The sequence below is a fragment of the Vibrio sp. HB236076 genome (assembly GCF_040957575.1).
Lineage (GTDB): Bacteria > Pseudomonadota > Gammaproteobacteria > Enterobacterales > Vibrionaceae > Vibrio.
Window position 1 is genome coordinate 2,813,234 of record NZ_CP162601.1, and the last position, 17,150, is coordinate 2,830,383.

Annotated in this window: 12 protein-coding genes and 4 tRNA genes; 1 reads left to right on the forward strand and 15 read right to left on the reverse strand. The window is 47.5% G+C overall.

What is annotated here, in order from left to right; all coding sequences use genetic code 11:
- Positions 1–78 precede the first annotated feature (78 nt).
- The 13 genes from rpoC to AB0763_RS12440 all read right to left on the reverse strand — a co-directional run bounded on the left by rpoC (position 79) and on the right by AB0763_RS12440 (position 13,941).
- Positions 79–4,281 (reverse strand): DNA-directed RNA polymerase subunit beta', encoded by a 4,203-nt coding sequence (gene rpoC, locus AB0763_RS12380; protein WP_306102077.1) that lies wholly within the window; start codon positions 4,279–4,281, stop codon positions 79–81.
- 82 nt (positions 4,282–4,363) lie between these two features.
- A complete protein-coding gene (gene rpoB / locus AB0763_RS12385; protein WP_306102078.1) occupies positions 4,364–8,392 on the reverse strand; it encodes a DNA-directed RNA polymerase subunit beta in 4,029 nt (1,342 codons plus the stop codon).
- A 252-nt stretch (positions 8,393–8,644) separates the two neighbouring features.
- Entirely contained in the window at positions 8,645–9,013 is a 369-nt protein-coding gene (gene rplL, locus AB0763_RS12390) for a 50S ribosomal protein L7/L12 (RefSeq protein ID WP_306102079.1), read from the reverse strand.
- Between the two features lie 57 nt (positions 9,014–9,070).
- Positions 9,071–9,562, reverse strand: coding sequence for a 50S ribosomal protein L10 (gene rplJ, locus AB0763_RS12395; RefSeq protein WP_306102080.1), 492 nt, complete (start codon positions 9,560–9,562; stop codon positions 9,071–9,073).
- Between the two features lie 254 nt (positions 9,563–9,816).
- Complete coding sequence (gene rplA, locus AB0763_RS12400; RefSeq protein ID WP_306102081.1) at positions 9,817–10,518, reverse strand: 50S ribosomal protein L1; 702 nt, start codon at positions 10,516–10,518, stop codon at positions 9,817–9,819.
- Between the two features lie 4 nt (positions 10,519–10,522).
- Positions 10,523–10,951, reverse strand: coding sequence for a 50S ribosomal protein L11 (gene rplK / locus AB0763_RS12405; protein ID WP_306102082.1), 429 nt, complete (start codon positions 10,949–10,951; stop codon positions 10,523–10,525).
- A gap of 134 nt (positions 10,952–11,085) precedes the next feature.
- Positions 11,086–11,634 carry a transcription termination/antitermination protein NusG gene (gene nusG / locus AB0763_RS12410; protein ID WP_306102083.1) on the reverse strand — a complete coding sequence of 183 codons (549 nt, stop codon included), beginning with the start codon at positions 11,632–11,634 and terminating at the stop codon, positions 11,086–11,088.
- 12 nt (positions 11,635–11,646) lie between these two features.
- A complete protein-coding gene (gene secE, locus AB0763_RS12415; protein ID WP_306102084.1) occupies positions 11,647–12,030 on the reverse strand; it encodes a preprotein translocase subunit SecE in 384 nt (127 codons plus the stop codon).
- Between the two features lie 236 nt (positions 12,031–12,266).
- Positions 12,267–13,451 carry an elongation factor Tu gene (gene tuf, locus AB0763_RS12420; protein ID WP_368643522.1) on the reverse strand — a complete coding sequence of 395 codons (1,185 nt, stop codon included), beginning with the start codon at positions 13,449–13,451 and terminating at the stop codon, positions 12,267–12,269.
- Between the two features lie 96 nt (positions 13,452–13,547).
- Positions 13,548–13,623 (reverse strand) — tRNA-Thr (locus tag AB0763_RS12425).
- A 13-nt stretch (positions 13,624–13,636) separates the two neighbouring features.
- Positions 13,637–13,711 (reverse strand) — tRNA-Gly (locus AB0763_RS12430).
- Between the two features lie 35 nt (positions 13,712–13,746).
- Positions 13,747–13,831, reverse strand: a tRNA-Tyr gene (locus AB0763_RS12435).
- Between the two features lie 34 nt (positions 13,832–13,865).
- Positions 13,866–13,941: transfer RNA gene (locus AB0763_RS12440), tRNA-Thr, on the reverse strand.
- A gap of 204 nt (positions 13,942–14,145) precedes the next feature.
- Here AB0763_RS12440 and coaA point away from each other — a divergent pair.
- The gene (gene coaA / locus AB0763_RS12445; RefSeq protein WP_306102434.1) at positions 14,146–15,069 is read left to right on the forward strand and encodes a type I pantothenate kinase; all 924 of its coding nucleotides are present in this window, start codon (positions 14,146–14,148) and stop codon (positions 15,067–15,069) included.
- 23 nt (positions 15,070–15,092) lie between these two features.
- Here coaA and birA read toward each other — a convergent pair whose 3' ends face one another.
- Positions 15,093–16,058, reverse strand: a complete 966-nt coding sequence (gene birA / locus AB0763_RS12450) for a bifunctional biotin--[acetyl-CoA-carboxylase] ligase/biotin operon repressor BirA (RefSeq protein ID WP_306102433.1) — start codon at positions 16,056–16,058, stop codon at positions 15,093–15,095.
- Positions 16,055–17,101, reverse strand: a complete 1,047-nt coding sequence (gene murB / locus AB0763_RS12455; protein WP_306102432.1) for a UDP-N-acetylmuramate dehydrogenase — start codon at positions 17,099–17,101, stop codon at positions 16,055–16,057. The genes birA and murB overlap by 4 nt, the downstream gene beginning before the upstream one ends.
- Positions 17,102–17,150 lie beyond the last annotated feature (49 nt).

Consider the following 17,150-nt stretch of genomic DNA (forward strand, 5'->3'; position numbering starts at 1 on the left):
GCTGTCACTGGTGAACACACAGGTTTCAGATAATAAAAAAGGCGCCTTACGGCGCCTTTTTAGACTCAATCAGAGCGATTACTCTTCTGAAGCAAAGCCTGCATTTAACAATGCCGCTAAGTTGTCAGAAGCTTGCTCAGCCGAAGGACCTTCGATCGCTTCTTCACGCTTCGCTTGACGGTCTTGGTGATACGCAAAACCGGTACCGGCTGGGATCAGACGACCAACAATCACGTTCTCTTTCAGACCGCGAAGGTCATCGCGCTTACCAGAGACCGCCGCTTCCGTTAGGACGCGAGTGGTTTCTTGGAACGACGCTGCAGAGATGAACGATTCTGTCGCCAAAGATGCCTTAGTGATACCAAGCAATTCACGTTCGAAACGAGCCGGCTCTTTGCCTTCTGCTTCGAGCTCACGGTTTGCAATTTTAACTTGTGTATATTCAACTTGCTCACCAGGTAGGAACTCAGAGTCACCAGCATGAGTAATTGTACACTTACGTAGCATTTGACGAACGATAGTCTCAATGTGCTTATCGTTAATCTTAACGCCTTGCAGACGGTAAACTTCTTGAACTTCGTTGGCGATGTATTCTGTCACGGCGTGGATACCACGTAGACGTAGAATATCATGTGGAGACTCTGGACCATCAGCGATCACATCGCCACGTTCCACTTTCTCACCTTCGAACACGTTCAATTGGCGATGCTTAGGAATCATCTCTTCGTAAGTCTCACCACCTTCGCGAGTGATCACTAGGCGACGCTTACCTTTGGTTTCTTTACCGAAGGAGACCGTACCTGTATGCTCAGCAAGGATAGCAGGCTCTTTTGGCTTACGAGCTTCAAAGAGGTCCGCAACGCGAGGTAGACCACCGGTGATATCTTTGTTACCACCAGATTTCTGAGGAATACGTGCTAGAGTATCACCAATACCTACTTCGGCGCCGTCTTCAATGTTCACGATCGCTTTACCAGGTAGGAAGTACTGAGCTGGCATATCCGTACCAGGAATCATCACGTCGTTACCTTGCGAATCAATCAGCTTAATCGCTGGACGCATGTCTTTACCCGCCGATGGACGAGCGGCAGGATCCGTCACTTCACTTGAAGAAAGACCTGTCAAATCATCAGTTTGACGAGAGACGGTTACGCCATCAATCATATCAACGAATTGAATGCGACCGGCCACTTCAGTGATGATTGGCAAGGTGTGCGCTTCCCAGTTTGCCACGGTTTCGCCCGCTTGAACGGCTTCACCATCGGCTTTGCTCAAGATAGAGCCGTAAGGAAGTTTGTGTTTCTCTTTAGTACGACCGAATTCATCGATGATGGTCAATTCTGTCGCACGAGAGGTAATCACGTGCTTACCTTCGTTGTTGGTTACTGACTTCGCGTTGTTGAGCTTGATTGAACCGTTGTTCTTAACTTGAACACTGTTCTCTGCCGCTGCTGTCGATGCCGCACCACCGATGTGGAACGTACGCATGGTCAGCTGTGTACCTGGTTCACCGATTGACTGTGCCGCGATAACACCAACCGATTCACCTTGGTTCACCAAGTGACCACGAGCAAGGTCACGACCGTAACAGTTTGAACAACAGCCAAAGTCTGAATCACAGGTTACCACTGAACGTACTTTCAGTTTGTCGACTGAGTTCTCATCCATGATTTGACACCACTTCTCATCGATCAGGGTGTTACGTGGAATAAGAACCTCTTGCGTACCTGGTTTTAGAACATCTTCAGCGACAACACGACCTAGCGCAAGCTCAGTCAGAGCCACTTTAACGTCACCACCTTCGATGTGTGGCATCATTTCGACACCTTCGTGTGTACCACAGTCTTTTTCTGTGACAACCACATCTTGGGCAACGTCAACGAGACGACGAGTCAAGTAACCCGAGTTCGCTGTCTTCAATGCCGTATCTGCAAGACCCTTACGAGCACCGTGGGTTGAGATAAAGTACTGAAGGACGTTTAGACCTTCTTTAAAGTTCGCCGTGATTGGCGTTTCGATGATAGAACCATCTGGACGTGCCATCAGACCACGCATACCCGCCAACTGACGAATCTGAGCAGCAGAACCACGAGCGCCCGAGTCAGCCATCATGTAGATGCTGTTGAATGACTCTTGTTCTTCTTCTTCGCCATCGCGGTTGATCACGGTTTCAGAAGACAGGTTGCTCATCATAGCTTTCGCAACGCGATCGTTGGTTGAAGCCCAAATATCGATCACTTTGTTGTAGCGCTCACCCGCGGTAACAAGACCAGATTGGTACTGTTCTTGAATTTCGCGAACTTCTTCTTCCGCTTCCGCAATCTCGGTGTATTTCGCCTCTGGTACCACCATGTCGTCGATACCAACAGAAACACCAGACAGTGCCGCGTAAGCGAAACCGGTGTACATGATTTGGTCAGCAAAAATAACCGTGTCTTTCAGACCCAGTTTGCGGTAAGCCTCGTTAAGTAGGTTAGAGATTTGTTTCTTACCTAATTTTTGGTTAACGATGCTAAACGGCAAGCCTTTCGGTACGATCTGCCACAACATAGCACGGCCGACAGTGGTATCCACCATCTTGGTTTCTGTGGTGTCGTTACCATCTTCGTCGCGAACGGTTTCCGTGATACGAACTTTAACGCGTGCGTGTAGCGCTGCGCTCTTAGTACGGTACGCTTTTTCCGCTTCAGCAGGGCCAGCAAGGTACATGCCTTCGCCCTTCGCGTTGATCATTTCACGAGTCATGTAGTAAAGACCCAATACAACGTCCTGAGAAGGTACGATGATCGGATCACCCGATGCTGGCGACAAGATGTTGTTAGTCGACATCATTAGGGTACGCGCTTCAAGCTGTGCTTCTAGCGTTAGAGGCACGTGGACCGCCATTTGGTCACCATCGAAGTCCGCGTTGTACGCCGCACAAACCAAGGGGTGCAACTGAATCGCTTTACCTTCGATAAGGACAGGTTCAAACGCCTGGATACCAAGACGGTGAAGTGTCGGTGCACGGTTTAGCAGTACTGGGTGTTCGCGGATAACTTCATCCAAGATATCCCAAACGACCGCTTCTTCACGCTCAACCATTTTCTTCGCGGCTTTGATCGTTGTCGCGAGACCACGAGTTTCCAGCTTGCTGTAGATAAACGGTTTAAATAGCTCAAGTGCCATCTTCTTAGGAAGACCACACTGGTGTAGACGCAAGTATGGACCAACGGTGATAACAGAACGGCCAGAGTAGTCAACACGCTTACCAAGAAGGTTTTGACGGAAACGACCTTGTTTACCTTTGATCATGTCGGCAAGCGACTTAAGTGGACGTTTGTTCGAACCGGTGATTGCACGACCGCGACGACCGTTGTCAAGCAGCGCATCAACAGACTCTTGCAGCATACGTTTTTCGTTGCGTACGATGATGTCTGGTGCAGCCAACTCAAGTAGGCGTTTTAGACGGTTGTTACGGTTAATCACACGACGGTACAAGTCGTTCAGATCAGACGTGGCAAAACGGCCGCCATCGAGCGGAACGAGAGGACGCAGATCAGGCGGTAGTACAGGAAGTACCGTCAAGATCATCCACTCAGGGTTGTTACCTGAAGTAATGAACGCTTCAACCAACTTCAAGCGCTTAGTGATTTTTTTGCGTTTGGTTTCAGAATTAGTGGTTTCTAATTCTTCGCGCATCTGCTCAGCTTCAGCTTGCATGTCCATTGAGGCCAACAAGTCTTTGATCGCTTCTGCACCCATCTTAGCCGTGAATTCATCACCCCACTCTTCGAGACGGTCTAGATACTCTTCTTCAGTCAGCATCTGACTCTTTTCGAGATCCGTCATACCTGGCTCAGTCACCACGTACATTTCGAAGTAAAGCACACGTTCGATATCGCGCAATGGGATATCCATCAACAAACCGATGCGAGACGGCAGTGATTTTAGGAACCAGATGTGTGCAACGGGAGAAGCAAGCTCAATGTGGCCCATGCGGTCACGACGAACTTTAGTCTGTGTGACTTCAACGCCACACTTCTCACAGATGACACCACGATGCTTCAGGCGCTTGTATTTACCACAAAGACATTCGTAGTCTTTTACTGGACCAAAAATACGCGCACAGAACAAACCATCGCGTTCAGGCTTGAACGTACGATAGTTGATCGTTTCAGGTTTTTTCACTTCACCAAAAGACCACGAACGGATCATGTCTGGTGAAGATAGACCGATTTTGATTGCATCAAATTCTTCGGTCTTATGCTGTGCTTTTAGAAAGTTTAATAAGTCTTTCACAATCAGCTCCTGTAAGGAGTTAAAAGGCGCTCGGCGAGCGCCTTTCTACCAGATAATTCTATTTGCCTAAGCAAAAATAAAATTACTCTTCGTCTTCTAGCTCGATGTTGATACCTAGCGAGCGGATCTCTTTCAACAATACGTTGAAGGATTCTGGCATACCAGGTTCCATGCTGTGGTTGCCATCTACGATGTTCTTATACATCTTAGTACGGCCGTTCACATCATCAGATTTCACTGTGAGCATTTCTTGTAGTGTGTAAGCAGCACCGTATGCTTCAAGTGCCCATACTTCCATCTCACCGAAACGCTGACCACCGAACTGTGCTTTACCACCAAGTGGTTGCTGAGTAACCAAGCTGTAAGAACCCGTAGAACGAGCGTGCATCTTGTCATCAACCAAGTGGTTCAATTTCAGCATATACATGTAACCAACGGTAACAGGACGCTCGAATGCATCACCAGTACGGCCATCAAACAAGGTCAACTGACCTGACTCTGGCAAATCAGCCAGTTTCAGTAGTTTCTTGATTTCAGGCTCTGTCGCACCGTCAAAGACCGGCGTTGCAACAGGAAGACCACCGCGAAGGTTTTTGATCAAGGTGCGAACTTCGTCGTCAGACATCGCAGCGACATCGACAACTTGACGTGTGTTACCTGAATCGTAAACCTTTTGTAGGAACTCACGGAACTTAGCCAGTTCTTGTTGTTCCTTAACCATTTGGTTGATCTTGTTACCAATGCCTTTCGCCGCCAAGCCCAAGTGAACTTCTAGGATCTGACCGATGTTCATACGAGACGGTACACCTAGTGGGTTCAATACGATATCAACAGGCTCACCCGTTTCATCGTATGGCATGTCTTCAACAGGGTTGATCTTAGAGATAACACCCTTGTTACCGTGACGACCCGCCATCTTGTCACCCGGTTGAATGCGACGTTTAACCGCTAGGTAAACCTTAACGATCTTCAGTACGCCCGGAGCAAGGTCATCACCTTGAGTGATCTTGCGGCGTTTGGTTTCAAATTTCTTATCGAAGTCTGCTTTAAGCTCGTCCCACTGCTCAGCCAATTGCTCAAGCTGAGTTTGCAGTGCGTCATCTTCAAGAGTGAGCTCTAGCCACTTCTTGCGCTCGATGCTATCTAGACGCTCTTCAGAGTAACCGCCCTCGATCAGTACCGCTCTTACACGAGCAAGTAGACCGCCTTCGAGGATTTGGAACTCTTCAGTTAAGTCTTTCTTCGCTTCTTTTAGCTGCATCTGCTCAATTTCAAGCGCGCGTTTGTCTTTTTCAACACCGTCGCGAGTGAATACTTGAACATCGATGATGGTACCCGATACCGAGTTAGGTACGCGCAAAGACGTGTCTTTAACGTCAGAGGCTTTTTCACCAAAGATCGCACGCAGAAGTTTTTCTTCTGGCGTCAGCTGAGTTTCGCCTTTTGGCGTTACTTTACCAACGAGGATATCGCCGCCTTTAACTTCCGCACCGATGTAAACGATACCTGATTCATCAAGTTTAGACAGAGCAGACTCACCGACGTTTGGAATATCCGCCGTGATTTCTTCTGAGCCAAGCTTGGTATCACGAGCCACACAAGTCAGTTCTTGAATGTGAATGGTCGTGAAGCGATCTTCTTGTACAACGCGCTCAGAGACTAAGATTGAGTCTTCGAAGTTGTAACCGTTCCAAGGCATGAATGCGATACGCATGTTTTGGCCAAGTGCCAATTCACCAAGGTCAGTCGAAGGACCGTCAGCCAAAACATCACCACGTGATACTGGTTCACCCGGCATCACACAAGGACGCTGGTTGATACAGGTGTTTTGGTTAGAACGCGTGTATTTGGTTAAGTTGTAGATATCGATACCCGCTTCACCAGGGATCAACTCTTCTTCGTTCACTTTCACCACGATACGAGAAGCATCAACAGACTGAATCACACCGCCGCGTTTCGCAACTGCAGTCACACCAGAGTCAACCGCAACGTTGCGCTCGATACCAGTACCAACCAGTGGCTTGTCCGCTTTCAATGTCGGAACCGCCTGACGTTGCATGTTCGCACCCATCAATGCACGGTTCGCATCATCGTGTTCTAGGAACGGGATAAGCGAGGCCGCGATCGAAACAACCTGGTTGGTTGCAACGTCCATGTAGTTAACATGGTCACGTGGGTGAAGACCCGATTCGCCTTTTTGACGCGCGGTGATCAGCTCATCAGCAAACGTACCGTCTTCCGTCAATTTCGCGTTCGCCTGAGCGATAACGAATTGGCCTTCTTGGATCGCAGATAAGTAATCAACTTCATCAGTCACGACACCGTCAACAACGCGACGGTACGGGGTCTCAAGGAAACCGTATTCGTTACAGCGAGCAAACGCAGACAACGAGTTGATCAAACCGATGTTCGGGCCTTCTGGCGTTTCAATCGGACATAGACGACCGTAGTGAGTCACGTGAACGTCACGGACTTCAAAGCCAGCGCGCTCACGAGTCAAGCCGCCTGGGCCTAACGCAGAGATACGACGCTTGTGCGTTACTTCTGACAACGGGTTGTTTTGGTCCATAAACTGAGACAGCTGTGATGAACCAAAGAATTCTTTTACTGCTGCAGAGATTGGCTTCGCATTGATCAAGTCTTGCGGCATGATGTTGTCGAGATCGCCAAGGCTTAGACGCTCTTTAACAGCACGCTCTACACGCACAAGACCGACGCGGAATTGGTTTTCCGCCATTTCGCCAACGCTACGGATACGGCGGTTACCTAGGTGATCGATGTCATCGACTTCGCCAATACCGTTGCGAATCGCAATCAGCTTGCGCATCACTTCAACGATATCAGTCTCGTCAAGTGTGCCTTGCTCTTGAGCATCTTCACGCTCAATTGAGCTGTTGAACTTCATACGGCCAACCGTTGACAGATCGTAACGGTCTTCAGAGAAGAACAAGCTTTCAAACAGCGCTTCAGCCGCTTCTTTTGTTGGCGGCTCACCAGGTCTCATCATACGGTAGATTTCAACCAGCGCTGAAATGCGGTCTGTCGTGCTATCAATGCGTAGCGTGTCAGACATGTATGGGCCGTGGTCAAGATCGTTAGTAAAGAGCACTTCAAGCTTCTTGTGACCTGCTTGTGACAGGTTAGCGAGTGCTTCTAGGCTGATCTCTTGGTTTGCACCAACAATGATTTCGCCTGTTGATTCGTTGATATAGTCTTTAGAAGACACTTTACCTACGATGTATTCAACAGGAACTTCGATGTGCTCAACACCGTCTTTTTCGAGCTGGCGAATGTGACGTGCAGTCACACGACGGCCTTGCTCAACGTAAACTTTACCGTTTGACTCGATGTCAAAAGACGCCGTTTCACCGCGAAGACGCTCAGGAATTAACTCCATGTGTAGCATTTCGTCACGGACTTCAAAGTTTACTTTTTGGAAGAAGATATCGAGGATCTCTTCCGTAGTCTTACCTAAAGCGCGTAAAATGATCGACGCTGGCAACTTACGACGGCGGTCAATACGTACGTATAGGTTATCCTTAGGATCGAACTCGAAATCGAGCCATGAACCACGGTAAGGAATAATACGTGCGTTATAAAGGACTTTACCTGAAGAATGGGTTTTACCCTTATCGCTGTCGAAGAACACGCCTGGGCTTCGGTGCAGCTGGGATACGATAACCCTCTCGGTACCATTGATTACGAAGGTACCATTGTCTGTCATGAGTGGAATCTCACCCATGTAGACTTCTTGTTCTTTAATGTCTTTTACAGTACCTGCTGGCGCGTCTTTATCAAACACAACCAAACGCAATTTAACGCGTAGGGGTTTTGAATAAGTTACACCACGAATTTGACATTCTTTAACATCAAAAACTGGCTCACCAAGACGGTAGCTAACGTATTGCAGCTCAGAATTGCCGTTGTAGCTCTGAATTGGAAATACAGAACGGAAAGCGGCTTCAAGACCGTATTGCCCTTCAGGATCCTGTTCGATAAATTTGTCGAACGAATCGAGCTGGATCGATAGCAGGTATGGAATGTCCAAAACTTGTGGACGAGTACCAAAGTCCTTACGGATGCGCTTTTTCTCGGTATAAGAGTAAACCATGGGGTTCCTCAGCTCGCTGATAAGTGACCCAAACCACCCGATTTTTCAAGGTTGAAAAATACTACTGGGCAGTAACTAAAACAGCTGTTTATCGGTAGTGTGTTTCAAACGCAAGCGAATGAAACGTTTTTTTGCATGAATACAGTGCGCTTAAACAGCGGCAAAAAACGCCTGTACCCTACAGCGCAAAAAGGCCGGTGGTTATTTAACCACCAGCCATTAGCCTGGAAAGGCTAGGAAATCAAGTAATAATTACTTAACTTCAACAGAAGCGCCTGCTTCTTCTAGTTGAGCTTTAAGAGCTTCCGCTTCTTCTTTCTCAATACCTTCTTTAAGAGGTGCTGGAGCGCCGTCAACTAGAGCTTTAGCTTCTTTAAGACCTAGGCCAGTTGCACCACGTACTGCTTTGATAACAGCAACTTTGTTACCGCCAGCAGCAGTTAGGATAACGTCGAACTCAGTTTGCTCAGCAGCAGCTTCACCAGCAGCAGCGCCGCCAGCTACAACAGCAGCAGCAGCAGAAACGCCGAATTTCTCTTCCATTGCTTCGATTAGTTCAACAACTTGCATTACAGACATTTCTGCAACTGCGTCTAGGATTTGCTCGTTTGTAATAGACATAACAATTCTCTTTTAAGTCAACAATAAGTTTAATTAGCAACCAGTAAAAAGCAAGCCTTACGCTGCTTCTTCTTTTTGGTCGCGAACAGCAGCGATAGTACGTACCAGCTTGCCAGCAGAAGCTTCTTTCATGCACATCATTAGGCGTGCAATTGCTTCGTCGTAAGTTGGTAGTGTTGCTAGTACTTCAGGGTCAGTAAGTACGCCTTCGAAAGCTGCAGCTTTGATTTCAAATTTTTGGTTCTCTTTAGCGAAGTCTTTGAAAAGACGCGCCGCGGCACCTGGGTGCTCGTTAGAGAATGCGATCAATGTAGGACCAGTGAAAGTGTCAGTTAGACACTCATAGCTAGTACCTTCAACCGCACGGCGTGCTAGTGTGTTACGAACAACTTTCAAGTAAACACCCGCTTCACGCGCTTGTTTACGTAGAGAAGTCATTGCGCCAACTTCAACGCCACGAGAATCAGCTACAACTGCAGAAAGTGCATCACCGGCCGCTTCGTTGACTTCAGCAACAATTGCTTTTTTGTCTTGAAGGTTTAAAGCCATCTGGATTTACTCCTGGTTGTTGTTACACCACTCACCGCAACAAGCAGTGAGAGCTATTGAGGTGCATTCCCAGAAGAAAGGTATAAAAATAGAGCTTTCTGTCAGTTCGGGCACCATCTACGTAGGAGATTAAGCTTAGCGAAAAGCCAGCACCTACGGTCTTGGACGGAGACTGCTTAGTCATAAATGACACAGCCCCAACCACAAATATTAGGCGCAAAATTATACACTATTTTCGCGCCTAATCAAATCTTTTACGCTTGAGTGTTCAGAGAACCCTGATCCACAGAAACGCCAGCACCCATCGTTGTAGAGATGCTGATTTTCTTCAGGAAAACACCTTTCGCTGAAGACGGCTTCGCTTTCTTAAGCGCAACGAGAAGAGCTTCTAAGTTCTCTTGTAGTTGGTTTGCTTCGAAAGACACTTTACCGATGGTAGTGTGTACGATGCCGTTTTTGTCGTTACGGTAACGAACCTGACCAGCTTTCGCGTTTTTAACCGCTTCAGCAACGTTAGGCGTTACAGTACCAACTTTCGGGTTTGGCATAAGACCACGAGGACCAAGGATGGTACCTAGTTGACCGACAACGCGCATTGCATCTGGAGAAGCAACAACAACGTCAAAGTTCATTTCGCCTTTTTTCACTTGCTCAGCAAGATCTTCCATACCCACTAGGTCAGCGCCAGCTTCTTTAGCTGCTTCAGCGTTAGCACCTTGAGTGAACACTGCAACGCGGATTTCACGACCAGTACCGTGCGGTAGTACAGTTGCACCACGAACGTTTTGGTCAGATTTACGAGCGTCGATACCTAGGTTAACAGCAACGTCAACAGACTCAACGAATTTAGCAGTAGCCAGTTCTTTAAGAAGAGCAACCGCTTCGTTGATTTCGTATTCTTTAGTTACATCCACTTTTTCGCGGATAGTGCGCATACGCTTAGTTAGTTTTGCCATGATCTTAACCCTCTACCACTAGGCCCATTGAACGAGCAGTACCAGCGATAGAACGTTTCATCGCTTCGATGTCAGCACCAGTCATATCAGCAGCTTTAGTTTCTGCGATTTCTTGGATTTGAGCATCCGTTACAGTACCCACTTTTTCAGAGTTAGGACGGCCTGAACCAGACTTGATGCCTGCAGCTTTCTTAAGTAGAACGGCTGCCGGTGGCGTCTTAGTTACAAACGTGAAAGAACGGTCGTTGTATACAGTGATAACAACTGGTGTTGGTAGACCTTTCTCGATAGATTCTGTTTTTGCGTTGAACGCTTTACAGAATTCCATGATGTTCACACCGTGTTGACCTAGAGCAGGACCAACTGGTGGACTTGGGTTTGCCATACCCGCTGCAACTTGCAGCTTGATATAAGCTTCAACTTTCTTAGCCATGATATTTCCTAAGTTCTGGGTTCAAACGCTAATCGACTGATCAGCTCCCCGCTTGCTTTTTAATAAAGACCTGTAAAAAGGCGCGAAATTATAGCTATATTTCGCGCCTCAAACAAGCCCTAAAAGGTGTTTTTTTAATCAAGTTTTTCGACTTGACCAAACTCCAATTCAACCGGCGTTGCACGACCGAAGATAGAGACAGACACTTTCAAGCGACTCTTCTCGTAATCGACTTCTTCAACCGTACCGTTAAAGTCAGCAAATGGGCCATCGTTAACACGAACCACTTCACCGGCTTCAAACATCGTTTTAGGACGCGGTGCTTCGCTGGCTTTCTCAAGACGGTTAAGAATCGCATCCGCTTCTTTGTCGGAAATTGGAGCTGGACGATCAGAGGTACCACCGATGAAGCCCATCACACGTGGAACGCTACGCACTAAGTGCCATGATTCATCATTCATCAGCATCTGGACTAGCACATAACCTGGGAAGAATTTGCGCTCGCTTTTGCGGCGTTGACCTGCTCGCATTTCGACCACTTCTTCAGTCGGCACCAATACTTCGCCAAACAATTCTTCCATACCGTGCATTTTGATATGCTCACGTAAAGATTGAGCAACGCGCGCTTCAAAGCCAGAGAAGGCTTGAACGACGTACCAGCGTTTTTTTGGAGCTTCACTCATGAAAATATACCTCTATACTCCGGTTGCTAGAGACACTAGACGGACCATGATGCCGTCAATACCCCAAAGAACCAAAGACATTACAATACTTACAGCCAAAACGATTAAAGTAGTTTGTACCGTTTCTTGACGAGTTGGCCAAACAACTTTACGCACTTCAGTACGTGCTTCACGGGCAAAGCTAATCGCGTCTTTACCTTTTGTCGTTGTCGCTGCAATACCGAGTGCAGCAGCAACAAGAACCACAACACCTGCCGTACGAACGACTACATTAAATTCCCCGTTAAAATACGAGTTACCCACAACAGCGACTGCCAACAAAACGAATGTTACGATCCATTTTGCGATATCAGCAGTTTTTGAGCCATCAGGGGTTTCAGCATGATTTGCTTTCATAAAACCAACCTGTCATAAGTCTAACTATAGACGACAATAACCCCGCTGTTGCAGGGCAAAAATCCATTTCATTGACTAATTTGCATCAATGAGCGCTTTATTTGGTTAACCAAAGACAATTTAACCAAATAATTTCTTTGCTTAGATGCCAATTGGATAATAAACCAACAAAATCATTCTTCAGCGCAGAAAAAGGGCATCAAATGATGCCCTTTTTACTAGTGTGTAGTCAATGATTAATCAAAGATCTTAGCAACAACACCAGCACCTACTGTACGGCCGCCTTCACGGATCGCGAAACGAAGACCTTCGTCCATTGCGATTGGTGCGATTAGCTCTACAGTCATTTGTACGTTGTCGCCAGGCATTACCATTTCTACGCCGTCAGGTAGCTGGATGTCACCAGTTACGTCTGTAGTACGGAAGTAGAACTGTGGACGGTAGCCTTTGAAGAATGGCGTGTGACGACCACCTTCATCTTTAGACAGTACGTATACTTCTGATTCGAATTTAGTGTGAGGAGTGATTGAGCCTGGCTTAGCAAGTACTTGACCACGTTCTACGTCATCACGCTTAGTACCACGTAGTAGTGCACCAACGTTCTCACCTGCACGACCTTCGTCAAGCAGTTTACGGAACATTTCAACACCAGTACAAGTTGTTGTTGTTGTATCTTTGATACCTACGATGGCAACTTCGTCACCAACAGTTAGGATACCGCGCTCGATACGACCTGTTACTACAGTACCACGACCTTGGATTGAGAATACGTCTTCAATCGGCATTAGGAATGGTTGATCTACCGCACGCTCTGGCTCTGGGATGTACTCGTCAAGTGCTGTTGCAAGCTCAACAATTTTCTCTTCCCATTGCGCTTCACCGTTTAGTGCGCCAAGAGCAGAACCTTGGATAACTGGTAGGTCATCACCTGGGAAGTCGTACTCAGAAAGAAGTTCACGTACTTCCATTTCTACTAGTTCTAGTAGCTCTTCGTCATCAACCATGTCACATTTGTTCATGAATACGATGATGTAAGGGATACCAACCTGACGGCCTAGTAGGATGTGCTCACGAGTTTGTGGCATTGGACCATCTGTTGCAGCAACAACTAGGATACCACCGTCCATTTGCGCAGCACCTGTGATCATGTTCTTAACATAATCCGCGTGTCCTGGGCAGTCTACGTGTGCGTAGTGACGAGTTGGAGTGTCGTACTCAACGTGTGAAGTTGCGATAGTGATACCGCGCTCACGCTCTTCAGGAGCATTGTCGATTGACGCGAAGTCACGTGCTGAACCGCCGTAAGTTTTAGACAGTACAGTACAGATTGCTGCAGTTAGAGTTGTTTTACCGTGGTCAACGTGGCCGATAGTACCAACGTTTACGTGCGGTTTCGTACGTTCAAATTTTTCTTTAGACATGACTTGTCCCTCTAGGTACGGATTTAGGTGGCTTTGATGACCACGCAACCAAATAAATTTTTTGGTAATTTACATCTATAGGAAATAGCTTAGGACTGGTGCTGATAGGCAGACTCGAACTGCCGACCTCATCCTTACCAAGGATGCGCTCTACCACCTGAGCTATATCAGCACTCTAAAAGAGTTGGAGCGGGCAGCGGGAATCGAACCCGCATCATCAGCTTGGAAGGCTGAGGTAATAGCCATTATACGATGCCCGCAACACGTAACTCAGAGAGCTATTTCCTAAAGAATATGGTGGAGGGGGACGGATTCGAACCATCGAAGGCAGTGCCGGCAGATTTACAGTCTGCTCCCTTTGGCCACTCGGGAACCCCTCCAAAAATTTCATCCATTTTCACTACTTGGAGAAAATGGTGCCGACTACCGGAATCGAACTGGTGACCTACTGATTACAAGTCAGTTGCTCTACCTACTGAGCTAAGTCGGCATAAGTGGTGCGAATTCTATTGAATGATTTTCTTCCTTGCAATAGAAAAATCAAAAAAAATCGTTTTTTTTCGATTTTCGACGCCAAGTGCTGACTTTTTAATCACGACGATGTTTTTATCTCTCAATTCCTCGGTTAGGGATTTGCTTTACGCTCGCCATACGGTATGTTCAACCTCTTGTTTATATGTCGTTGAGTACTTCCATGAGTCCTTTTTTACAATTTAATCGAGAAAAGTGGTCACAATTGCGCAATTCGGTTCCCATGACGCTCTCAGAAGACGACCTTAAAGCGCTCCAAGGCATCAACGACAAACTCACCATGCAAGAAGCGGTAGAAATCTACCTGCCTCTTTCGCGCTTATTAAACCTTTATGTCGCCGCACGGCAAAGCCGCAACAGTGTGCTGCAGCAGTTTTTGCACAACGAAGAGCACGCGCCGCCCTTTGTGATTGGCATTGCCGGCAGTGTTGCGGTTGGTAAAAGCACCACCGCCCGCCTATTGCGAGAGTTGTTGTCGCGCTGGGAAAACCACCCCAAAGTCGAGCTGGTCACGACTGATGGTTTTCTATACCCCAATGCGACCTTATTAGAGAAAGGCTTGATGGGAAAAAAGGGCTTCCCTGAGTCCTATGACACCAAGCGTCTACTCAGCTTTGTCTCTGATGTCAAAGCGGGTAAACCCAATGTGACCGCTCCGGTTTATTCCCATTTAACCTATGACATCACCGATGAAATCAAAGTGGTCGACCGCCCTGATGTGGTGATTTTAGAAGGCCTTAATGTTTTACAGACCGGGGCGAATTACCCTCAAGACCCATGTCGCACTTTTGTCTCTGACTTTTTGGACTTTTCCATTTACGTCGATGCCGAGACCTCGCTCATCAAACAGTGGTACATCGAGCGATTTATGGCTTTTCGACAAGGGGCTTTTGCCAAGCCAGGGTCTTACTTTAGTCACTACACCAAGCTCACGGCCGAACAGGCATGCAAAAAAGCTTCGGTGATTTGGGACAGTATTAACGGCCTGAACTTACAACAAAATATTCTACCTACCCGAGACAGAGCCCATTTGATCCTCACCAAAGGCGAGAACCACATGGTCAAAGAGGTCGGGTTGCGAAAATAACCCACCCAATGTGTTATAAACGCTCAGTCTGTACCTCGCATCGAAATTTCACCGCCAAAAAAGGCCTGCGTACCTTGGTCGTTTTCTAACAACACGGCGCCTTGTTCATTAATGCCTTTCATGACGCCGTGGTGCTGCTGCTCTCCGATAATTAAACGCACTGGTCGCCCTAGGTAATTGTCTAATCGCTGCCAACGCGCTAAAAATGCACCAAGACCAGACGTTTCGTATTCGACTAAGGTTTGATGCCATGACTCGATCAACGCACTGGCCAATTGATTGCGATCAATCCTGCGCCCCGGAACTATCTCTTCAATACAGCTCCAAGGCTGGGTAATCGCTTGGCTGTCTTGTTCACTGATCGCGATGTTCATACCCATGCCAATCACGACATCGGCAACCCCGCCGGTTTGCCCGCTCAATTCCACTAATACGCCAGCCAACTTTTTATCTTGATAATAGAGATCGTTTGGCCATTTTAACTTTACGCCGTGAATATCGAGTTTTTCCAATGCTTCAACCGTGGCAATACCAATGGCTAAACTTAACCCCATCGCCGCGCCCAACCCCGCCGATAAGTTCCAATACATCGACAAATAGAGGTTTTGGCCAAATGGAGACACCCATTTTCGTCCGCGACGACCTCGACCGGCAGATTGGTATTCCGCCAGGCAAACGCGGCCTTGTTCAAGCTCTGTTAACTGCTCCATCAAATACTGATTCGTTGAGTCAATCTCAGCAAACACGTCCACACGGCCAAAGCGGGAAACAATTTTCTCACTATCGAGCAATTGCAATGGCTTCTCCAAGCAATACCCCTTGCCTTGTACGCGATAAATGTCCAATCCCCAAGCTCTTAAGCTCTTGATGTGTTTCGCTACCGCAGCTCGCGAAATACCCAAGTCCTCACCAAGCGCTTCGCCCGAGTGAAACTGACCATCAGCGATGCGTTGTAAAATAGCCAACTTAGTCGTCGGTGTTTTGCTCATGACCGTTCCTCCAGACATGTTGTCAAATTCGTTTCCCCTTGCGCAGCCATGAAGCGAACTTCGTGCTCTAACACGACGTTAAAACGCTGGCGGACCGCTTCAACGACCTTAGCGGCCAACCCGAGTACATCCTGTGGTGTGGCTTGGTTGGCATTGATAAGCACCAACGCTTGATGCTCGTGCACTTTGGCACCACCACAACATTGCCCTTTTAAGCCACATTGATCAATCAACCACCCGGCGGCAAGTTTTACCCCATCCGACACAGGATACCCGACGATACCAGGGTGGGTTTGCTGCAGTAGCTGCCATTGTTCTAATGCCACCACTGGGTTTTTAAAAAAGCTCCCAGCATTGCCTATCTGCTGTGGATCGGGCAATTTCTGCTGGCGCGTTTCACAAACTGCGCTAAAAACGTCTTGAGCGGTGGTGGTCTCGGCATTCAAACCTTGCAAAGGCCCATAACCGAGTTCAGCTTGCCAAGGTTTTGGAAGGAACAAACCAACCGCCACAATCACGACCTTTCCCAACAGTTCGCGTTTAAAAATGGAATCGCGATACCCAAACTGACACGCCTTGGCAGTCAAACGTCGAACGCATTGCGCGTCGAGATCGTAAACATCGACATAATGACAAAAGTCGTTTAACTCTCGGCCATATGCGCCGATGTTTTGAATCGGAGCGGAGCCAACACAACCCGGAATCATCGCCAAGTTTTCGAGCCCAGGCATATCTTGTTCTAAAGTCCACGCGACAAAACTTGGCCAGTCTTCTCCGGCGCCGACATGCAATGAGTACCCTTGCACTTGTGACTCAACCTCAATACCGGTAATGCGATTGACGATCACCACCCCGGCAAAGTCTTCGGTAAATAATAAATTGCTGCCTCTACCTATGACTAACTTGGGCAAATCGCGAAACTCGGGTGACAAATAGACCGACTGAATCTCTTCAACCGAGGTCACTTCGACCAAATAACGACAAGATACCGGCAGACCAAAAGTATGGTACGCGGTTAAAGAAACATTGCTTTGAATTTGCATGCTGGGCTCGACTTCTTCTAAACTGTTTTACATTCTACATGACTGGCTC